The organism is Streptomyces sp. NPDC059477 (assembly GCF_042749375.1).
GTDB lineage: Bacteria > Actinomycetota > Actinomycetes > Streptomycetales > Streptomycetaceae > Streptomyces.
This window is the reverse complement of sequence record NZ_JBHYUG010000008.1, coordinates 42,860-61,362: the sequence shown is the minus strand read 5'-3', so window position 1 is coordinate 61,362 and position 18,503 is coordinate 42,860. Positions and strand designations below refer to the sequence as shown.

Sequence of the window (18,503 nt, the reverse complement as noted above, 5' to 3'; positions counted from 1 at the left end):
GGTGTCCTACGAGTCCTGCTCGCGGAAGTACCACAGCTCGGGCGTGTACAGGAAACTGAGCAGCGCGTTGAACGACGATGGCGGACCGGAGAGGGTGTCCTTCCAGACGACCAGGGTGTGCGGGGTCGGGAAGAACAGCACCGGCAGATCCTTGGAGAGGCTGGTCACCTCGGTCGACAGGACCGTCGGGTCCGCGCCGAAGGTCGAGGCCTCGATCAGCTTGTCCACCTCGGCGTTGCGGTAGCCGCCCAGGTTGAAGCTGCCGCCCGTGTTGAACACGGTGTTGCTGCTCGGGTATCCGGCCGCCAGGTAGAGCGGCCCGTAGTCCTGTGCGGCCCACTTGTCCTTGTTGGCGGGTGCGAAGCTGTTGCCGTAGTTGGTGTACAGGTAGTTGAGTGACTTGGTCTCGATGGTGACCTCGACGCCGAGCTTCTTGGCCTGCGACGCGAAGGCGATGTCCCGGGCGCCCACGTATGCCGGGGTGTTCGCGGAGGAGAGGGTGAAGTCGATCGTCTGGCCCTGCGGGATACCGGCCCCGCACTCGCCCGGCCCGGTGCCGGGGCGCTCACAGGTGGTGGAGCCGTCCGGCACCACCTTCCAGCCGTTGTCGGTGAGCAGTTTCTCGGCGGCGGCCGGGTCGTACGGGTAGGGCGCCTGGTCGCCGAACTCGGGCGGGTACGGGGAGCCGCTGCCCGCGGTGCTGTAGTTCGGGGAGGCGGCGCCGTTGTAGACGCCCCGGCTCTTGACGTAACCCCCCTGGTCGATGAGGTGTTGCAGGGCCTGGCGGACGTAGGGGCGGGCGATGACCTTGTCGAAGTTGTTGGTCGTGTTCTCGAAGTTGAGGACGAGGGGGTCGAAGCGGGCGGGCGCCGGGGCGCCGTAGACGTGGTAGCCCTGCTTCTTCAGTGCGTCGATCTGGGTGATGAAGCTGGAGTCCAGAGTGCCGACGGTCAGCTTGCCGGCCTTGAACTGGTTGAGCACGGCCGCGGCGGAGGTGAAGGACTTGAAGTCGACCTGGTCGAGCCGCGAGTCCCCCGGGCCGCTGTACTCCTTGTTGGGGGCCAGGGAGAACGATCCGGTCGTCGGGTCGAAGCTCTTGAGGCGGTACGGGCCGTTGACCACCTGCCAGAGCGGGTTGTCGGCGAAGGTGGACTGGGACTCGGACTGCTTGGTGAGGTAGGTGTAGATCGCCTTGGCGTTCTCCGGGTCGGAGTGGTCCAGGTGCGGACCTCCGGTGCGGGCGATGTTCCACTCCTCGGAGGGCATCACATACAGCAGGGTCAGCATCGACAGCAGGTAGGACGGGTTGTACGCGGTGTCCAGTTCGAGGGTGAGTGTGTCCGGGGTGGTGGCCTTCGCGGTGACGCCGTCGGGGAACTGGCCGGGGGTGTAGAAGCTCCAGTTGGCCGGGCTCTCCTTGAGTGCGGCCTTCAGCAGGTCGAGGGAGAAGACGACGTCATCGGCGGTGACCGGCCTGCCGTTGGACCAGGAGTAGTCCTTCATCTTGATGGTGACGGTCTTGCGGTCCGAGCTGTAGGCGGGGGCCTCGGCCAGGCTCAGCGCGGTGTCCGCGATCTGGTCGCCCTCCCCGCTGGGGCGGTACAGGGAGCGCCACATCAGTCCCCGGGCGATGACGGTCCCGTTGGCGGAGGCGGGCGGGTAGGGATAGATGTAGTTGGGGCTGAGCCCCGGGGTCAGCGCGACGGTGGCCGTCCCGCCGTCCGTGGGCTTCCCCGACTCCTTGGGCAGGGTCTTGTAGCTGTCCTGGACGTCCTGGGCCGCGGTGCCGCCACCGCCGGTACAGGCCGTGGCCAGCACGGCGAACACGGCGGCCAGCGCGGTGAGCGCCGCGAGGCGGCGTCTTCGCGGCTTGGCGCAGACAGGTGTCATGGGTGGCGTCATGGGTGGCTCCCTGCGAAGTGTTGGAGAGGGTCGGTCGGTTGGCGGGGCGGGTCCGGCGGTCAGTCGGCCCGGCGTCCGAGCGCGTCGCGGAGTGCGTCCGCGAGGAGGTTGAGCGCCAGGACCGTGAGGACGATGCAGCCGCCGACGGGATAGACCAGCCACCAGTGGTCGGCGGAGATGTAGGTGGCACCGCTGGCGAGCTGGCTGCCCCAGTCGGCGGTCGGGTAGGTCAGGCCGAAGCCCAGGAACCCCAGGGCGGCGACGACGAGGACCGCGTCGGCGACCTGGAAGGTGATGTTGACGATGATCACGCCGAGCGCGTTGGGGATCAGGTGGGTGAGGATGAGCCGCCTGCGGGACGCCCCCATCACCCGCGCGGCCAGCACGAACTCCCGCACCCGCAGGGTCAGCACCTCACCGCGGACCAGGCGGGCGGAGATCAGCCAGGAGAACCCGCCGATGACCAGGCTCAGCGTCACGGCGTTCGCGTGGAACCGCGCCGACAGGATCAGCACGAAGAAGAGGAAGGGCACCGACAGCAGGATGTCGACGACCCGCATGAGGAACCCGTCGAGGATGCCTCCGGCGAGTCCGGCGATGGCGCCGTAGAGGGTGCCGATCGCGGTGGCGAAGAGCGCGGCGAGCAGTCCGATCTGCAAGGACACCTTGCCGCCCGCCATCAGCCGGCCGAGCACGTCGAAGCCGTTGGCGTCGGTGCCGAGCGGGTGGCCGGGGCCGGGGGGCAGGGCCGCGTTGAGCAGGTCCACGTCGGTCTGGTTGGTGCGGTGGAGCAGCGGGCCGAGGAAGCAGAATCCGACGACGAGCACCAGGAGCAGCCCGCCGGTGAGGCCGAGCGGATGGTGTCGCAGGGTGCGCAGCACCGACCTCGGGGAGAGTCTCTTGCGCTGCGGGGCCGGTTCGCCCGGACCGGCGGGTTGGGTCTCGGCAGGTGCCATGGCGTCCGTCTCGGTGGCCTCCGCCGTGTCCATGGGTCGTGAGGTCATTTCTCCAGCTCGATTCGGCGGTCGGCGGCGGCGACCGCGATGTCGGCGACGAGGTTGCCGATCACGGTCAGGACACCGCCCATGAGGGTGTAGGCGAGGAGTACCGGGTAGTCCTCGCGTTGCAGGCTGTTGAGGAACAGCAGGCCCAGGCCGGGATAGTTGAAGAGCGACTCGACGATCAGATTGCCCGCCAGCAGGGTGGGGACGAGCGTGCCGACCAGGGTGATCAGTGGCAGGCAGGCGTTGCGCAGCAGATGCCGGGTGAGGATGAGCCGTTCCGGGAGCCCTTTGGCTCGCGCGACCCGGATGTAGTCCTGGCCGAGCTGGTCAAGGGCGGAGGAGCGTTGGTACTGGGAGAAGACCGCGACGCTGGTGATGGCGAGCGTGATGACGGGCAGGGCCATGGCGCGTGGATCGGTGAGGACCACCCAGGGGGACCGTGACTGGGACGCCTCGGCCGGGAAGAACGGCAGGGACTGGCTGAAGACGGCGATCAGGATGAGACCCAGCAGGAACGACGGGGTCGCGTAGAGGATGTACGAGATGGCCGTGGCGCCCCGGTCGATGAGGCTGTTGCGCTTGACCGCCTGGAGGATGCCGAGCGGTACGGCGATCAGCAGCGCGAGGACCAGGCCGGCCAGTGACAGGGTGGCGCTGCGGCCGGCGTTCTGTCCCAGCAGCGTGATCACGTTCTCGTTCAGCTTGTAGGACCGTCCCAGGTCGCCTTGGACGAGCTGGCCCAGGTAGCTCACGTACTGGACCACGATCGGGCGGTCGAATCCGTGCTCCTGGTTGAAGTCGGCCACCGCCTCGGGTGAGGCGCGCTGTCCGAGGACGACGCGTCCGGGGCTGTCCGACACCAGGTGCAGGAGGAAGAAGACGGCCGCGGAGATCCCCAGCAGGACGAGGAAGGAGATCGCCAGCCGTCGGACCACGTACCAGGTCATGCGTGTCCAGCCCCTCTGCGGGAAAGCGGTGTGAGGCGTATGAGGTGCGCGGGCCGCGAGGTCGGGGCCTGCGGGACCCGGGGAAGGGGTGACAAGCGGGTCATCGTGCCGTCAGCTCCTCCGGCCGCCCGGCCGTCGACCGCAAGGGGTGGTGGCAGGCGACCTGATGTGTACCGGTGGCCGGTACCAAGGGCGGACCGGTGATCGCCGTCGGTGGCGGACCGGTGACCGTCGTCAGGGGCGGCTCCGCCCTCGCGCACACCTCGGTGGCCAGCGCGCACCGGGTGCGGAAGTGGCAGCCGCTGGGCGGATCGAGGGGGCTCGGCAGTTCGCCGCGCACCCGCGCGTCCGCCGGGGGACGCGGCGCCCCCGGGTCCGCCTCGGGGACCGCGGCGAGCAGTCCCGCGGTGTAGGGGTGCGCGGTGGCGCCGTACACCTCCTCGGTGGTGCCGGTCTCGACCAGCTTGCCGAGGTACATGACACCGACCCGGTCGGCCAGGTACCGCACGACGGCGAGGTCGTGGGAGATCACCACGCTGCTCAGTGCGCGTTCGCGCTGGACGCGCTGCATCAGGTTGAGGACCTGGGAGCGGACGGAGACATCCAGCGCGCTGACCGGTTCGTCGGCGACCAGCACCTTCGGATCCAGGGCGAGCGCGCGGGCCAGTCCCACCCGCTGGCGCTGGCCCCCGGAGAGTTCATGGGGGTAGCGGTCCAGGATGGTGAGGGGCAGGCCCACGTCGTGCAGCAGTTCGCGGGCGCGGGCGGTGCGTTCGGCTCGGGTGCCGATGCCCTGGATCGCCAGGGGCTCGCGCAGGATCGCGCCGATGCGCATCCGGGGGTCGAGGGAGGCGTTCGAGTCCTGGAACATCATCTGGAGCTGGGCCCGGCGCGGCCCGAGTTCCCGGGGGCTCATCCGGGTGACGCGGGCGCCGTCGAAGATGACCTCGCCCGAGGTGGGCCGGTCCAGGGCCACGAGCATCCGGCCCAGTGAGGATTTGCCGCATCCCGACTCGCCGACCAGGCCGAAGGTCTCGCCCGCCGCCACGTCGAAGCTCACTCCGGAGACGGCTTTGAGCGTGCGGCGCTCCCCGAGGAGACCGCTTCGCCCGCCGACCGGGTATTCGCGTCGGAGGTCGATGACGCGCAGTCGGGGCGGGGTGTCGCGGTCGGGGAGGGGCGCCGGGGGGTGGTGGGGGGAGGTGTGAACGGGCGAGAGATGGTCAGGCGCAGAGCGGTCGTGCGCGGGGCGGTCGCGTGACGGGAGGCCGGGCGAGGCGTGCTGCTCCCCGACCATCGGCCCCACCACCTCGACCGGGTGCCAACAGGCATGAGTATGGCCGCCCTCCCCCACCGACAGCCCCGGCCGCTCCTCCCGGCACCGGTCCGTCGCGGCCGTGCAGCGCGGGGCGAAGGAACAGCCGTTGTGGTGCGCGGCCAGGTCCGGCGGTGCGCCGGGGACGCTGAAGAGCTTTTCGCGCCGGTCCTGGGTGAGCGAGGGTATGGAGGACAGCAGGGCATGGGTGTAGCGGTGCCGGGTGCGGGCGAAGAGCGCGGGCGTCGGCCCGGTCTCGGCGACGCGTCCGGCGTACATCACCCCCACCCGGTCGGCGTGCCGGGCGATCACCCCCATGTCGTGGGTGACCAGGATCATCGACATGCCCAGCCGGGATCTGAGGTCGTCGAGGAGATCGAGGATCTCGGCCTGGACGGAGACGTCGAGCGCGGTGGTCGGCTCGTCGGCGATGACGACCCTCGGTTCGCACACCAGCGCCATGGCGATCATCACGCGCTGCCGCATGCCTCCCGACAGCTGGTGCGGGTGGTCGTCCATCCGCTCGGCGGGCCTCGGTATCCCGACCAGCGCGAGCAGTTCCTCGGCGCGTGTGCGGGCGGCCCGTTTCGACGCGCCGTGGTGCAGTCGTACCGGCTCGGCGATCTGTTCACCGATGCGTCGGGTGGGGTTCAGCGCGGTCATGGAGTCCTGGAACACCATCGCGATGTCATTGCCGCGCAGGGCCCGGTAGCGGGCCGCCGGGAGCCCGACGAGTTCCGTGCCGCCGAAGTCGATCGACCCGCCGGTCACCCGGCCGCCGGCCGGCAGCATGCCCATGATCGCCAGACCGGTCATGGACTTGCCGGATCCGGTCTCCCCGACGATTCCCAGGGTCTCCCCGCGGTCGAGCGCGAGGCTGACTCCCGAGACCGGGCGGACGACCCGGTCGCCGCGCCGGATCTCCACCGACAGATCGCGGATCGTCAGCACCCGGCTGCCGTCCGCGGGCCCACGCGGGTTCTCGGAACCATCGCTCGTGCGCACGGTACCGCTCTCCATCTCCTTGGCCACCCGACGATATTCAGACACGGGGCGCGAATATCGTTCGTCGGGTTCATCGAACATTCGGGTTGGGATTGGTTCAGTCGCACGAAGAGATCAGTCAGTGCGTACGACGAGGTCTGTACGAGGGGGGGGTGCGAGGGGGGGGTGGTGCGAGGGGTGGTGCGAGGGGGGTCGGTACGAGGGGTCGGCGAGAAGTGGGGTGGAATGTACGAGTCCACTCAGCCGGAGGACGCGGCCGGCCGGCCGAGTTCGTTCCGCAGCAACCGCCGCACGTTCTCCCCCAGGACCGCGACGATGTCACCTTCCGGCCAGCCACGCCGTTGCAGCGCCTCGGTGACCAGTGGCAGCCCGGCCGGGCCCGTCAGACCGGGCAGATAGGCGTCGGCGGGCACCCCTTCGACGAAGGCGCGCTCACAGCACGGCGGGGTGGTGTCGGCGAGCACTTCCTTGATGAAGTCGGGGCCCAGTCCGACATGTCCGATCCCGGCCACCCCGGCGATGTGCTCGAAGTGGTCGATCAGACGGTCGATCGAGTAGTCGCTGTCATGCAGATACGGGGCGAAGAAGTTGACGCACACCACCCCGCCCCCCGCCGCGACACCCCGGATCTGCTCGTCCGTGAGGTTGCGGTGATGGTCGAAGAGCGCCCGGGCGGCGGAGTGGGTCGCGATCACCGGCCGTGCGGCCAGTTCCAGGACGTGCCCGACCCCGGCCGCGCCGAGGTGACTGATGTCGAAGAGCATGCCGAGGCGTTCCATCTCGGCCAGCGCCGCGACCCCGGCCCGGGTGAGCCGGCCGCCGGTCCCGTCCTCCCCGCTGCCGTCGGCCAGGGCGGTGCGCCCGAAGTGTGCCAGGGACGCGATCCTGGCCCCCAGCCGGAACAGGGTCTCCAGCAGTTCCACGTCCTCGCCCACACCGGGCGCGCTCTCCAAGGCCAGCACCAGCGCGATACGGCCCTCCGCGAGCGCCTGATCGATCTGGCCGCCGTCCTCGCACAGCATGACGGCGTCGCTGTTGCCGGCCGCGAGCCGGTGGGCCGCCTCGATCATCCGCAGGGTCCGGCGCAGCGCGCCTTCGGGCCGGTACGGGTCGTCGATGAACACCGGCAGCGCCTGGACGTCCACCCCGCCGGCCCGCAACTGCGGCAGCCAGCGCTCGCGGAAGAACTCCGCCCAGTCCGCCACCGGCCGGGCGGCCACCGCGCACAGCAGGTCGTTGTGCAGGTCGGCGACGACGGCGCGCCGGTGCAGCTCGTTCACTCTGCCACCCGTCGGTCGGCCCGGCCGGTGTGCAGATAGAGGGCGTGCCCCTGCCCGTCGTCACCGAGGAAGGCGAGCGGCGCGTGCACACCGCGCTCCGGCTCGACGGGGAGCAGCGAGTCACCGCGCCAGGCGACCAGCTCGGTACGGTACGGCGGCTCGTCCAGGTCGGCGATGACGCCGAGGGGGGTGCGCTCCAGCCACAGCCGCCCCGCCGGGTCGCGGCTCACCGTGGTCTCGGAGGTGCTCGACGCGTAGGTACCGAGATACCTGGACGCTTCCCTGATGGGAGCGGCCCCGCCCGGTGTCGGCGGCGCGGAGAGTCCGACACCGCCGAGTTCGCCGAGCACCCGGCCCGCGATCTCGGCGTACACCTGCCGTGAGAGGCCGCCGTTGGTGAGGATCGCCACCGCCACACCGCGTTCCGGTGCTACGCGCAGGAACGCCGACTGGCCGATGGTGTTGCCGTCATGCCCGAAGACCGGGCCGTCCGGCAGGTCGAAGAGTTCCCAGCCCAGCCCCCAGGCGGTGCCCTGGTCGATATCGGGCAGGGTGATCTGCGGGAGCCGCATGGCCCGGACACTCTCCGGGCTCAGGACCGTACGACCGTGCGGGCCGCGCCCCTCGGCGAGATGCATCCGGGCGAAGGCCAGTAGGTCGCGGGGCCGCATGGCCAGCATCGACCCAGCCGGCGCGTTCGAGCGTGCCAGCGCCCAGACCGGGGTGGGCTCCAGGGGTTTTCCCGGCGCCCGCTCGACATGGCCCACCGCCGCGCGATGGACGATCGCCTCGTAGGGGTCGCTCGCGGTGTGGGTCATGCCCAGCGGCGCGAAGAGACGCGTCCGGGCGCAGACGTCGTACGGCTCCCCGCACAGCACCTCGACCATCCGCCCCAGCACACAGAAGCCCGCGTTGTTGTACGAGAACATCGCGCCCGGCTCGAAGAGCTGCGGCACATCGCGCAGGACAGCCATGTACTTCTCCAGGCAGTCGTCACCCTTGCCGGTGTCGGTGAAGACGTCCCCCTCGAAGCCCGCGACATGACTCAGCAACTGGCGCGCGGTGATCCGCCCGGCGGCCCGCTCGTCGGCGATCCGGAACTCCGGGAGGACGGCCCGCACGGGAGCGTCGAGGTCCAGCCTCCCCTCGTCGGCCAATTGCATGACCAGCGTCGCGGTGACCACCTTGGTGATCGAGCCGATCTGGAAGAGGGAGTCCACGGTCGCCTCGACACCCGTGGCCGTGCTCAGCACCCCGGCCGCGGCCTCGACCACCTCGTCACCGACACTGACCGCGACCGCCGCGCCCGGCACCTGGCTCTCCCTGAGCAGCCCCGGCAACCGGCGGCGCAACCACGCCCCGACCCCGTCCAGCCCATCCTTCTCCCGCGGCCCATCCAGCTCCTCCAGCCCATCCGGCTTCGGCACGGTGTCCCTACCTCCCCGCTCGATTCCGGACGAGCATAGAACTGGCGGAAACCGCGCTCTTCATCCGCTCCCACCACAAACGGTCCATCGATTGGTGCGCGGGACCGAACACGTCTGCCCGTCGCAGGACAGGCACTGACCTGCGGATCCGGGTCGGCGAGCAATCCCGCCCGGACGGCGAGCGGCCGGTCTCAGCGGATTCTGCGACCCGGCCCGATTCGGCCTGCGTGGCGCGAAACGCGGGGGCATCCATGCCCCCCAGGTGTTGGTCTCACAGGGCAAGCCCGTTCCCCTGGAGGACCTGATGCACCGACGCCTCGTCATCTCGGTTGCCGTTTCCGCCCTTTGCGGTGCCATGCTGGCCGGCACCGCCGCCCCCGCCTCCGCCGCCGCGCCCGCGGCCGTCGACTGCCGCAAGGTGAAGTGTGTCGCCCTCACCTTCGACGACGGGCCGGTCGCCGACACCCAGCGGCTGCTGCGCACCCTCAACGACCGCAACGTCAAGGCGACCTTCTACGTCGTCGGCAAGAACGTCCAGAGGTACCCGTCGACCGTGCGGAGCACGGCGAGCGCGGGTCACCAGATAGGCAACCACAGCTGGGACCACGCCGACCTGACCCGGCTCAGCGCCGCGCAGATCAAGTCCCAGTTCTCCCGCGCGGACACGGCGATCAAGCAGGCCACCGGCAAGAAGCCCACCACCGTCCGCGCCCCCTACGGCGCCCACAACGCGGCCGTCCGCCAGGCCGCCGCCCGGCCGCTCGTGCACTGGAGCGTCGACACCCTGGACTGGAAGTACCGCGACAGCGCCAGAATCATCAACACCGTCAAGACGCAGACCAAGCCGGGAGACATCGTCCTCCTGCACGACATCCACAAGACGACGGTCAACGCGGTACCGGGAATCATCCAGGCCCTCAAGGCACGCGGCTTCCACTTCGTGACGGTCGACCAGCTCTTCGCCCCCGCCAAGCTCCCCGCCGGGAAGGTCACCTACCACAACCGGGCCGCCTACCGGCCGTAGGCCCATGTCGTGGCAGCCGGGCAGCCGGGCAGCGGGAGAGTCAAGCAGCGGGAGAGGCGGAGAGCCGGAGAACGCTAGCAGCGCCGAGCGCCTCCCCCGCTGTGCTCCTGGTCATACGCTCACCACCTTCAGTTAGATACTAGGACGTCCTAGTATCTCGGGTAAGAACTCCTCTGACCTGTCCGGGAAGGCCCCGATGACCGAACCGCACCGCCCCGTGCACCCTGTCCGCCTGGTCACCGCGTCGGCCCTGTTCGACGGGCATGACGCGTCGATCAACATCATGCGGCGCATCTTCCAGTCCCAGGGCGCCGAAGTGATCCACCTGGGGCACAACCGCTCGGTGCAGGAGGTCGTGGACGCCGCGCTGGAGGAGGATGTCCACTGTGTCGCGGTCTCGTCCTACCAGGGCGGGCACGTGGAGTACTTCGAGTACCTGGTCGAGTCGCTGCGCGCACAGGGCGCGGGGCATGTCCATGTGGTGGGTGGCGGGGGCGGCGTCATCGTGCCCGCGGAGATCACCCGGCTGCGGCGGAGCGGGGTGACCATCTTCTCCCCCGAGGACGGCCAGCGTCTGGGGCTGGCCGGGATGGTCAACTCGGTGGTGAAGGACTGCGATTTCGACCTCTGGGAGGACCGGGGGACCGACCTGGCCGCCGTGGTCGCGGGCGACCGGTTCGCCATCGCCCGCGCCATCACCGGCGCCGAGCTGGGCAGACTGCCGGCTGAGCTGCTGGCGCAGGTGCGGGCCACGGCGGCGGCCCGGACCACGCCGGTGCTCGGTATCACCGGCACCGGCGGTTCGGGGAAGTCGTCGCTGACGGACGAGCTGGTGCGCCGGTTCCGGGTCGACCAGCAGGACAAGCTGCGGATCGCGGTGATCGCGGTCGACCCGACCCGGCGCCGGGGTGGCGGTGCCCTGCTCGGCGACCGGATCCGGATGAACTCCCTCGACGGCGGCCGGGTGTTCTTCCGGAGTCTGGCCACCCGTGGCAGCCGTGAGCTGCCCGAACATCTCACGGATGTCATCGCCCTGCTCAAGGCCGCCGCCTTCGACCTGGTGATCGTGGAGACACCGGGTATCGGTCAGGGCGACGCGGCGATCGTGCCGTTCGTCGGCACCTCCCTGTATGTGATGACCCCGGAGTTCGGCGCGGCGTCACAGCTGGAGAAGATCGACATGCTCGACTTCGCCGATGTCGTGGCGATCAACAAGTTCGAGCGGCGCGGTGCCCAGGACGCGCTGCGCGATGTCGCCCGCCAACTGGTCCGCAACCGCGAGGCGTTCGACAGAAGGCCGCAGGACATGCCGGTGTACGGCACCTCCGCGGCCACCTTCAACGACGACGGTGTCACGGCGCTCTATCAGCACCTCAGGTCCGTCCTGGCCGGGCAGGGGCTGCCGCTGTCCGAGGGCACGCTGGCGCCGGTGGCCGTCCGGCACTCCTCGGGCATCCGCCAGGTGGTGCCCGCGCAGCGGGTGCGCTATCTCGCCGAGATCAGTGACACCGTCCGGGCCTATCACCGCGAGGGCGAGGTGCTGGCCGAGGCCGCGCGCCGGGTGCAGCGTCTGGACGCGGTCAGGGGCGAGCTGGTCGAGGCGGGCTCCGACCCCCGGGACGTACAGGCGCTGCTGGACGACGCCCGCGACCGGCTCCCGCGCCACATCGCCGCGCGGATCGAGAACTGGCCCTCGGTCGTCGCCTCCTACTCCGGTGACGAGCAGGTCGTGAAGATCCGGGACCGGGAGATCCGTACCCAGCTGACCCGCGAGTCCCTCTCCGGCAACCGGATTCCGCGCGTCGCCCTGCCCCGCTTCACCGATCACGGGGAGCTGGTGCGGTTCTGGCTACGGGAGAACCTCCCCGGCGGTTTTCCCTTCACGGCGGGGGTGTTCCCCTTCAAGCGGGACGGTGAGGATCCGGCGCGGATGTTCGCCGGCGAGGGCGACCCCTTCCGCACCAACCGGCGCTTCAAGCTGCTGTCCGAGGGCCAGCCGGCCACCCGTCTGTCCACCGCCTTCGACTCCGTCACCCTGTACGGCCGCGACCCCGACGAACGCCCCGACATCTACGGCAAGGTCGGCACCTCGGGCGTGTCCGTGGCGACGCTGGAGGACATGAAGGCGCTCTACGACGGCTTCGACCTGGTCTCGCCTTCCACCTCGGTGTCCATGACGATCAACGGGCCGGCGCCGACGATCCTGGCGTTCTTCCTCAACACGGCCATCGATCAGCAACTGGACCGGTTCCGCGCCGCCGAGGGCCGCGACCCCTCCCCCGAGGAAGCGGCCGGGCTGCGCGCCCACGCGCTGGCGAACGTGCGCGGCACCGTGCAGGCCGACATCCTCAAGGAGGACCAGGGCCAGAACACCTGTCTGTTCTCCACCGAGTTCAGCCTGCGCATGATGGCGGACGTCCAGGAGTGGTTCATCACCGAGGGCGTCCGCAACTTCTACTCGGTGTCCATCTCCGGCTACCACATCGCCGAGGCCGGGGCGAACCCCATCAGCCAGCTCGCCTTCACCCTCGCGAACGGTTTCACGTACGTCGAGGCGTATCTGGCACGTGGCATGGACATCGACGATTTCGCGCCCAACCTCTCCTTCTTCTTCTCCAACGGCATGGACCCCGAGTACTCCGTCATGGGCCGCGTGGCCCGCCGGATCTGGGCCGTCACGCTGAAGGAGAAGTACGGGGCGAACGAGCGCAGCCAGAAGCTCAAGTACCACGTCCAGACCTCCGGCCGCTCACTGCACGCCCAGGAGATGGACTTCAACGACATCCGCACCACCCTCCAGGCCCTCATCGCGATCTACGACAACTGCAACAGCCTGCACACCAACGCCTACGACGAGGCGGTCACCACCCCCACCGAGGATTCCGTCCGCCGGGCCCTGGCGATCCAGCTCATCATCAACCGCGAGTGGGGCCTCGCCATGAACGAGAACCCGCTCCAGGGTTCGTACGTCATCGACGAACTCACCGACCTGGTGGAAGAGGCGGTCCTCCAGGAGTTCGACCGGATCAACGAGCGCGGCGGGGTGCTCGGCGCCATGGAGACCGGCTATCAGCGCGGCCGGATCCAGGACGAGTCCATGCTCTACGAGCAGCGCAAACACGACGGCACGCTCCCGATCATCGGGGTCAACACCTTCCGCAACCCCCACGCGGGCACCGCCGAGCCCGGCGTGATCGAACTGGCCCGGGCCACCGAGGACGAGAAGCAGTCCCAGCTCAAGCGCGTCCACACCTACCAGTCCGCGCACCAGGAGCAGGCCCACACCGCCCTGACCGCGCTCAAAGCCACAGCGGTCACCGACCAGAACGTCTTCGCCGTCCTCATGGATGCCGCCCGCGTCTGCACACTGCAACAGATCACGGACGCGTTCTTCGAGGTCGGAGGCCAGTACCGCCGAAACGTCTGACCGAGCGCCCAGGACGGCCGCATCAGCTCCATGTCCAGGCCGTGGTCCAGGTGTTCGGTGGGGTGATCTCCGCCGGAAAGGGGACGGGTGTGCCGATCGGGCGGGGCCTCCGGCGTATCGGCGGTACAGCTAGACCTTCGGGTCCGGCTGCCACTCGTGGGCGAGGAGTCCGAGTACGACCTGGTCCAGGAACTCGCCCAGTACCCAGGCCGAGGAGCGGAGCACGCCCTCGCGGACGAAGCCGTTGCGCTCGGCGGAGGCCAGCATCGCGGTGTTGTCCGACAGGGTTTCGATCTGCAACCGCTGGAGGCCGCGCACGATGAAACCGTAGTGGCACAGCACCGCGACCACGTCGGTGCCATAGCCCTGGCCCCGGGCGTACGGCAGCAGACCCAGCCCGATGTGCGCGGACCGGTTGTGGGTGTCGATGCCCCACAGCAGCGCGGTGCCGACGAGCGTGCCGCCCGCCAGCTCCACCACGGAGAACGGGACCCGTCCCTCCTCCTTGTCGTCCACCACGAGCCGCGGATCCTTGGAGCCGGGCGTGACCGGGCGCCATGGCCCGCCCTCGGCCCGCGAACCAGTGACCACGTCGTCGTACAGCTCGGTCCGCAGGACCGGAATGTCGTCCTCGTGCCGGGCCCTGAGCCCGACCTTGCCACCCTTCAGCATGCGAGATTCCTACCCCGTGGTACTGACCGGCGGCAACCGATCTGCGCCGGTCAGACGGGCAATCCATGGCGATCTCGGACGATGTGGATCTTCGGTCCGGCCGTTGGTGCGCGGTGCCCGAACCCGCAGAGTATGACTGCGCCGAGTTCGAGGTGATGTGTCCGGGGCATTGACAGCCGTCGACGGGCGGCAATACGTTCGGGCCGATCCGGTCGATGGGCAACAAATCGATCGGGGGGAGCGTCCTCGCGGCGCTCCACGGAGACCGTTGCATGCCGACCAGGTGTGCATCGAACTGGCCGGTGACCGAAGTCCCACAGCCAGTGGAGGTCTCTCGCAATGAAGGTTGTACTCCATCGAACGCACGGTGACCGGGATGTACTCCAGGTGGCCGACGTCCCGATCCCCGAGCCGGGACCGGACGAAGTCCTCGTCCGCGTCGCCGCCTGCGGTCTCAATCACCTCGACGTCCTCCAGCGGCGCGGACCCGGGCTGATCCCCGGCTTCGCCCTGCCGCACGTGGCCGGCATGGACATCGCCGGTACCGTCGCGGCGGTCGGCCCCGCGGGCGCCGGACGGGAGGGCGGCACCGCGTTCGCCGAGGGCACGCGGGTCGTCGTGAATCCGGCCGTGCCGTGTGATCGCTGCGAGAGCTGCGTCAACGGAGCCGACGGCAGGTGCCCGAGCGCGGGTGTCATAGGTGCCACCCTGGCCGGCGGCTACGCCGAGTACGTGCTCGTCCCGGCGGCCAATGTGCACCGGGTGCCGGACGAGGTCGACCTGGTCGAAGCGGCCGTCGTACCGACGATCTGGATGACGGCCTGGCACGCGCTCATCGAGATCGGCAAGGTCCGCCTCGGCGAGACCGTGCTGATCCACGCGGCCGGCAGCGGCGTCAGCACCGCCCTGATCCAGCTGGCCAAGGCCGCCGGCGCCCGGGTGATCACCACGGTCAGCTCGGACGCCAAGGTCGACTACGCACGCGGTCTGGGCGCCGACGTCGTGGTCAACTCCACCACCGGCGACGTCGTCAAAACCGTGCGCGAGGTGACCGGTGGGCGGGGCGCCGACCTCGTACTCGACCACGTCGGCCCGGCCACCTGGAACACCGGCATCTACAGCCTCGCGGCGCGCGGGCGGCTGGTGTTCTTCGGCAACACGACCGGCAACCGGGCCGAATTCGACCTGGTCTACGCCTACCACTTCGGCCTGCAACTGCTCGGCTCGGACCCGTACGACCGCCGCGAGTTCGCCGCGATGCTCGACGCCTACTGGGCGTCGCCGTTCCGCACGCCGATCGACAGCGAGTTCCCGCTGGCCGAGGCCGCGGCGGCACAGGCCCGGATGGAGTCACGGCAGGCCACCGGCAAGATCGTGCTGCGTCCATGAGCACGGCGACCACCACCCCGGTCGGCCCGGCGCCGGTGTGGGACGTGATCAACGGCTTCACGTCCTACTGGGCGCTCTCGGCCGCGCTCGACCTCGGTCTGTTCGACGCCCTCGCGGAGGATGCGGAGGACGCCGAGCGCGCCGACGGGGGCGGACTGGACGCCGTACGGCTGGCCGCAGCGATCGGCGCCGACGGGCCCGGGCCGGTGACCGTCCTGGCCGAGACCCTCGTATCGCTCGGCCTGCTCGCCGCCGACGAGGACCGTTTCCGGCTCACGCCCGTGGCCGAGCGCTACCTGGTGTCGACGGCACCGGCCTCGATGGCCGCCCTCGTCCACCATTCCCCCGGGCCGCCGGGGGCCTGGCCGGGCCTCGCCGACACCATCCGCAGCGGCGCACCCGAGCCGACCGTGACCGCCGACCTGACCGAGCTGTACCCGGCGCTCGTGCGGGCGACCGGCCCGACCCAGGCGGCTGTGGCCACGGCTGTCGCCGCCGAGCTGGAGCGGCGCGGGCTGTGGCCGGAGCAGCCGGTGGTCGTCGACCTCGGCTGCGGCTCGGGGGCCTGGCTGACCTCGCTGCTGCGCACCCGGCCGAAGGGCACGGTGATCGCGGTCGACCTGCCGAACGTGCTGCCGATCGCCGAGCGCGCGGCCACGGACGCGGGCCTGCGTGAGCGGGTGATCGCCGTTCCCGGCGACTACCTGGAGGCCGCGCTCCCGGTCACCTCGGCCGATGTCGTCGTGCTGGCACATGTGCTGCGGGCCGAGCCGGCCGAGCGGGCCCGGCGACTGCTCGCCCGCGCGGTCGAGCTGGTCGGCGCGGACGGGGTCGTCGTGGTCGTCGACTATCCGCGTCCCGACCCGGCCCGCACCGGACACGACACCGACGGCGACGACCGTGATGGCGTCTGCCGCGCCGCGCGCCATGAACTGCTGCTGTCCCTGACGATGCTGGCCGCAACGGCCGGGCTCGGTGTCACGGTCGCGGACCTGCGCGCGTGGGCCGAGGCGGCCGGAGCCGAGTTGACCGACTCGTTCGAGCCGGTGCCCCGCCAGCATGTCCGACTGATCCGCTCCCGCACCTCGGAGGCCACCTCGTGAATTCCCCGAATGCCACGGCGCCCGCCGACACCTTGATCGTCAACACCCTCGTCGTGACGATGGACGACTCCCGCCGCGTGATCAGCGACGGCGCGGTCGCCATCCGGGACGACCTGATCGTGGCCGTCGGCAAGACCGCCGACGTGACCGCCGAGTGGCACAGCGACACCGTCATCTCCGGTGAGCGGTTCGTCGTCACCCCCGGCCTGATCAACACACATGTGCACATCACCGGGGAACCACTCACCCGCGGCTTCGTCCCGGACGACACCCCGTTCCTGGAGAACGTCTTCGAGTGGCTCACACCGATCCACACCCACTACACCGAGGAGGACGAGCACATCTCGGCCCAGCTCGCGGCGCTGGAGATGCTCAAGAGCGGCACGACCGCGTTCCTGGAAGCGGGCACGATCCGGTTCATCGACCCGGTCGTGGAGGCCCTCACCGAGATCGGCATCCGCGCCCGTGTCGGACCGTGGGCGTGGGACCTCGTGCCCGAGCCGGAGACCCTGCGCATGTCGACCGCGCAGGCCATCGCGCGCCTGAAGGACACCATGGGCAAGTACGCCTCGGTGGCCGACGGCCGCATCCAGGCCTGGCCGATCATCATCGGCCACACCTGTTGCAGCGACGAACTGTGGCAGGCCGCGAAGAACCTCTCGATCGAGTACGGCAGCGGGTTCAGCTTCCATATGTCCCCGGCCGCGATGGACCCCGAGGGCTTCCTCGCGTCGTACGGGCAGCGGCCCATGGTGCACCTCGACGAGCTGGGTGTGCTCGGCGACAACGTGATCCTGACCCATGCCGTCCACGTGGACGACGACGAGGTGGCGCGGCTCGCCAGGACCGGGACGAGTGTGTCGCACTGCCCGACCACGGCGCTCAAGGTGTCCTACGGCGTGACCCAGATCGGCAAGTTCCCCGAGATGGTGGCCGCGGGCGTGAACGTGGCGATCGGCACCGACGGCAACAACGCCTCGAACTACCACGATCTGATGCGCGCGACCTACCTGGTCGCCGGGCTGTTCAAGGACGCCCGCCGCGACGCGACGATCTTCCCGGCCGAGGACGCGTTCGCGATGGCCACCCGCAACGGTGCCCGTGGGCTTCAGGCCGAGCACGAGATCGGCTCGATCGAGACGGGCAAGAAGGCCGACCTGGTCCTGCACGACACGAACCGGCCGGAGTGGCGGCCCCTGCACAACGTCGCCAACCAGCTCGTGTGGTCGGCGGACGGGCGCGGCGTGCACACGGTGTTCGTCGACGGACGGCGCGTCGTCGACAACTACCGCTGCACGACGATCGACGAGGACGACCTGCTGCGCCGCGCCCAGACCGCCGGCGAGGGCATCGTGGCCCGCTCCGGCCTGCCCAACCGGGCCAAGTGGCCCACCGTCTGACCACATGGCCGCAGGTCACGGTTGGGCCGAACGAACCCCATGAATGAAGTGAAACGAACGAGGAGAGCAGAACCATGGCTGAACTGACCGAACCCCGCTGGACCCACGTCGCCGTCCCGGTCAGCGACCTGGACCGATCCATCGAGTTCTACACGAGCCTCACGCCCTTGGTGCTGGTCACCAAGAACGTGGACAGCAACGGGCGCGGTGCCTGGCTGTCGAACAAGGGGCAGGTCGACTCGGCGTTCGTCCTCGTCCTGGCCGAGTTCATCCCCGAGGTCGGGGCGCGCTTCGGCATCGAGCCGGGCGAGAAGATCCCGACGCTGGCGCCGTTCGCGCACATCGGCATCGAGCTGCCCAACCGCGAGGACGTCGACGCGGTCGCGGCCAAGGCGCGCGAGATGGGGAACCTGCGGTGGGAGCCGGTGGAGATGGCCGCCCACATCGGGTACATCTGCGCCGTCAACGACCCCGACGGCAACACGATCGAGTTCTCGCACAACCAGAAGGTGTTCTCGACCATCCAGGAGCTGTGGGGCTGAGCGGCCCGAGACGCGGCCGACCGGGGTGACCGGGGTGACCGGGTCGGTCGAGCGTCTGTGGCGGCG

The 18,503-nt window shown here is 70.0% G+C and carries 13 protein-coding genes; 6 read left to right on the top strand and 7 right to left on the bottom strand.

The window, feature by feature from the left end; genetic code table 11:
* Window positions 1-6: 6 nt before the first annotated feature.
* The 6 genes from ACFXAZ_RS06355 to ACFXAZ_RS06330 all read right to left on the bottom strand — a co-directional run bounded on the left by ACFXAZ_RS06355 (window position 7) and on the right by ACFXAZ_RS06330 (window position 8,880).
* Complete coding sequence (locus ACFXAZ_RS06355) at window positions 7-1,902, bottom strand: ABC transporter substrate-binding protein (RefSeq protein ID WP_384585877.1); 1,896 nt, start codon at window positions 1,900-1,902, stop codon at window positions 7-9.
* A 59-nt stretch (window positions 1,903-1,961) separates the two neighbouring features.
* Complete coding sequence (locus ACFXAZ_RS06350) at window positions 1,962-2,906, bottom strand: ABC transporter permease (protein WP_384585875.1); 945 nt, start codon at window positions 2,904-2,906, stop codon at window positions 1,962-1,964.
* Entirely contained in the window at window positions 2,903-3,853 is a 951-nt protein-coding gene (locus tag ACFXAZ_RS06345) for an ABC transporter permease (protein WP_384585873.1), read from the bottom strand. The genes ACFXAZ_RS06350 and ACFXAZ_RS06345 overlap by 4 nt, the downstream gene beginning before the upstream one ends.
* A 100-nt stretch (window positions 3,854-3,953) precedes the next feature.
* Window positions 3,954-6,218, bottom strand: coding sequence for a dipeptide ABC transporter ATP-binding protein (locus tag ACFXAZ_RS06340; protein WP_384585871.1), 2,265 nt, complete (start codon window positions 6,216-6,218; stop codon window positions 3,954-3,956).
* Window positions 6,219-6,412: 194 nt separating this feature from the next.
* Window positions 6,413-7,453 (bottom strand): dipeptidase, encoded by a 1,041-nt coding sequence (locus ACFXAZ_RS06335; protein ID WP_384585869.1) that lies wholly within the window; start codon window positions 7,451-7,453, stop codon window positions 6,413-6,415.
* Window positions 7,450-8,880: a serine hydrolase domain-containing protein gene (locus ACFXAZ_RS06330; protein ID WP_384585867.1), complete on the bottom strand. Its 1,431-nt coding sequence runs from the start codon at window positions 8,878-8,880 to the stop codon at window positions 7,450-7,452. The genes ACFXAZ_RS06335 and ACFXAZ_RS06330 overlap by 4 nt, the downstream gene beginning before the upstream one ends.
* A 304-nt stretch (window positions 8,881-9,184) precedes the next feature.
* On the opposite strand from ACFXAZ_RS06330, the gene ACFXAZ_RS06325 reads away from it, so the two are divergent.
* Window positions 9,185-9,904: a polysaccharide deacetylase family protein gene (locus ACFXAZ_RS06325; RefSeq protein ID WP_384585865.1), complete on the top strand. Its 720-nt coding sequence runs from the start codon at window positions 9,185-9,187 to the stop codon at window positions 9,902-9,904.
* A gap of 196 nt (window positions 9,905-10,100) precedes the next feature.
* Entirely contained in the window at window positions 10,101-13,331 is a 3,231-nt protein-coding gene (gene icmF, locus ACFXAZ_RS06320) for a fused isobutyryl-CoA mutase/GTPase IcmF (RefSeq protein ID WP_384585863.1), read from the top strand.
* A 129-nt stretch (window positions 13,332-13,460) separates the two neighbouring features.
* On the opposite strand, the gene ACFXAZ_RS06315 is transcribed toward icmF, so the two are convergent.
* The gene (locus ACFXAZ_RS06315) at window positions 13,461-14,003 is read right to left on the bottom strand and encodes a GNAT family N-acetyltransferase (RefSeq protein ID WP_384585861.1); all 543 of its coding nucleotides are present in this window, start codon (window positions 14,001-14,003) and stop codon (window positions 13,461-13,463) included.
* A gap of 339 nt (window positions 14,004-14,342) precedes the next feature.
* Here ACFXAZ_RS06315 and ACFXAZ_RS06310 point away from each other — a divergent pair, with 339 nt between their 5' ends.
* The 4 genes from ACFXAZ_RS06310 to ACFXAZ_RS06295 all read left to right on the top strand — a co-directional run bounded on the left by ACFXAZ_RS06310 (window position 14,343) and on the right by ACFXAZ_RS06295 (window position 18,437).
* Window positions 14,343-15,392, top strand: a complete 1,050-nt coding sequence (locus ACFXAZ_RS06310) for a zinc-binding dehydrogenase (RefSeq protein WP_384585859.1) — start codon at window positions 14,343-14,345, stop codon at window positions 15,390-15,392.
* Window positions 15,389-16,495 carry a class I SAM-dependent methyltransferase gene (locus tag ACFXAZ_RS06305; RefSeq protein WP_384585857.1) on the top strand — a complete coding sequence of 369 codons (1,107 nt, stop codon included), beginning with the start codon at window positions 15,389-15,391 and terminating at the stop codon, window positions 16,493-16,495. The genes ACFXAZ_RS06310 and ACFXAZ_RS06305 overlap by 4 nt, the downstream gene beginning before the upstream one ends.
* On the top strand, window positions 16,492-17,895 hold the full coding sequence (locus ACFXAZ_RS06300) for an amidohydrolase family protein (protein WP_384585855.1): 1,404 nt from the start codon (window positions 16,492-16,494) through the stop codon (window positions 17,893-17,895). Before ACFXAZ_RS06305 ends, ACFXAZ_RS06300 begins: the two co-directional genes overlap by 4 nt.
* Window positions 17,896-17,969: 74 nt before the next feature.
* Window positions 17,970-18,437, top strand: a complete 468-nt coding sequence (locus tag ACFXAZ_RS06295; RefSeq protein ID WP_384585853.1) for a VOC family protein — start codon at window positions 17,970-17,972, stop codon at window positions 18,435-18,437.
* Window positions 18,438-18,503 lie beyond the last annotated feature (66 nt).

Coding starts and splice junctions, on each gene's coding strand:
- ACFXAZ_RS06355 (WP_384585877.1), bottom strand. CDS start 1,902: ATGACGCCACCCATGACACCTGTCTGCGCCAAGCCGCGAAGACGCCGC.
- ACFXAZ_RS06350 (WP_384585875.1), bottom strand. CDS start 2,906: ATGACCTCACGACCCATGGACACGGCGGAGGCCACCGAGACGGACGCC.
- ACFXAZ_RS06345 (WP_384585873.1), bottom strand. CDS start 3,853: ATGACCTGGTACGTGGTCCGACGGCTGGCGATCTCCTTCCTCGTCCTG.
- ACFXAZ_RS06325 (WP_384585865.1), top strand. CDS start 9,185: ATGCACCGACGCCTCGTCATCTCGGTTGCCGTTTCCGCCCTTTGCGGT.
- icmF (WP_384585863.1), top strand. CDS start 10,101: ATGACCGAACCGCACCGCCCCGTGCACCCTGTCCGCCTGGTCACCGCG.
- ACFXAZ_RS06315 (WP_384585861.1), bottom strand. CDS start 14,003: ATGCTGAAGGGTGGCAAGGTCGGGCTCAGGGCCCGGCACGAGGACGAC.
- ACFXAZ_RS06310 (WP_384585859.1), top strand. CDS start 14,343: ATGAAGGTTGTACTCCATCGAACGCACGGTGACCGGGATGTACTCCAG.
- ACFXAZ_RS06305 (WP_384585857.1), top strand. CDS start 15,389: ATGAGCACGGCGACCACCACCCCGGTCGGCCCGGCGCCGGTGTGGGAC.
- ACFXAZ_RS06295 (WP_384585853.1), top strand. CDS start 17,970: ATGGCTGAACTGACCGAACCCCGCTGGACCCACGTCGCCGTCCCGGTC.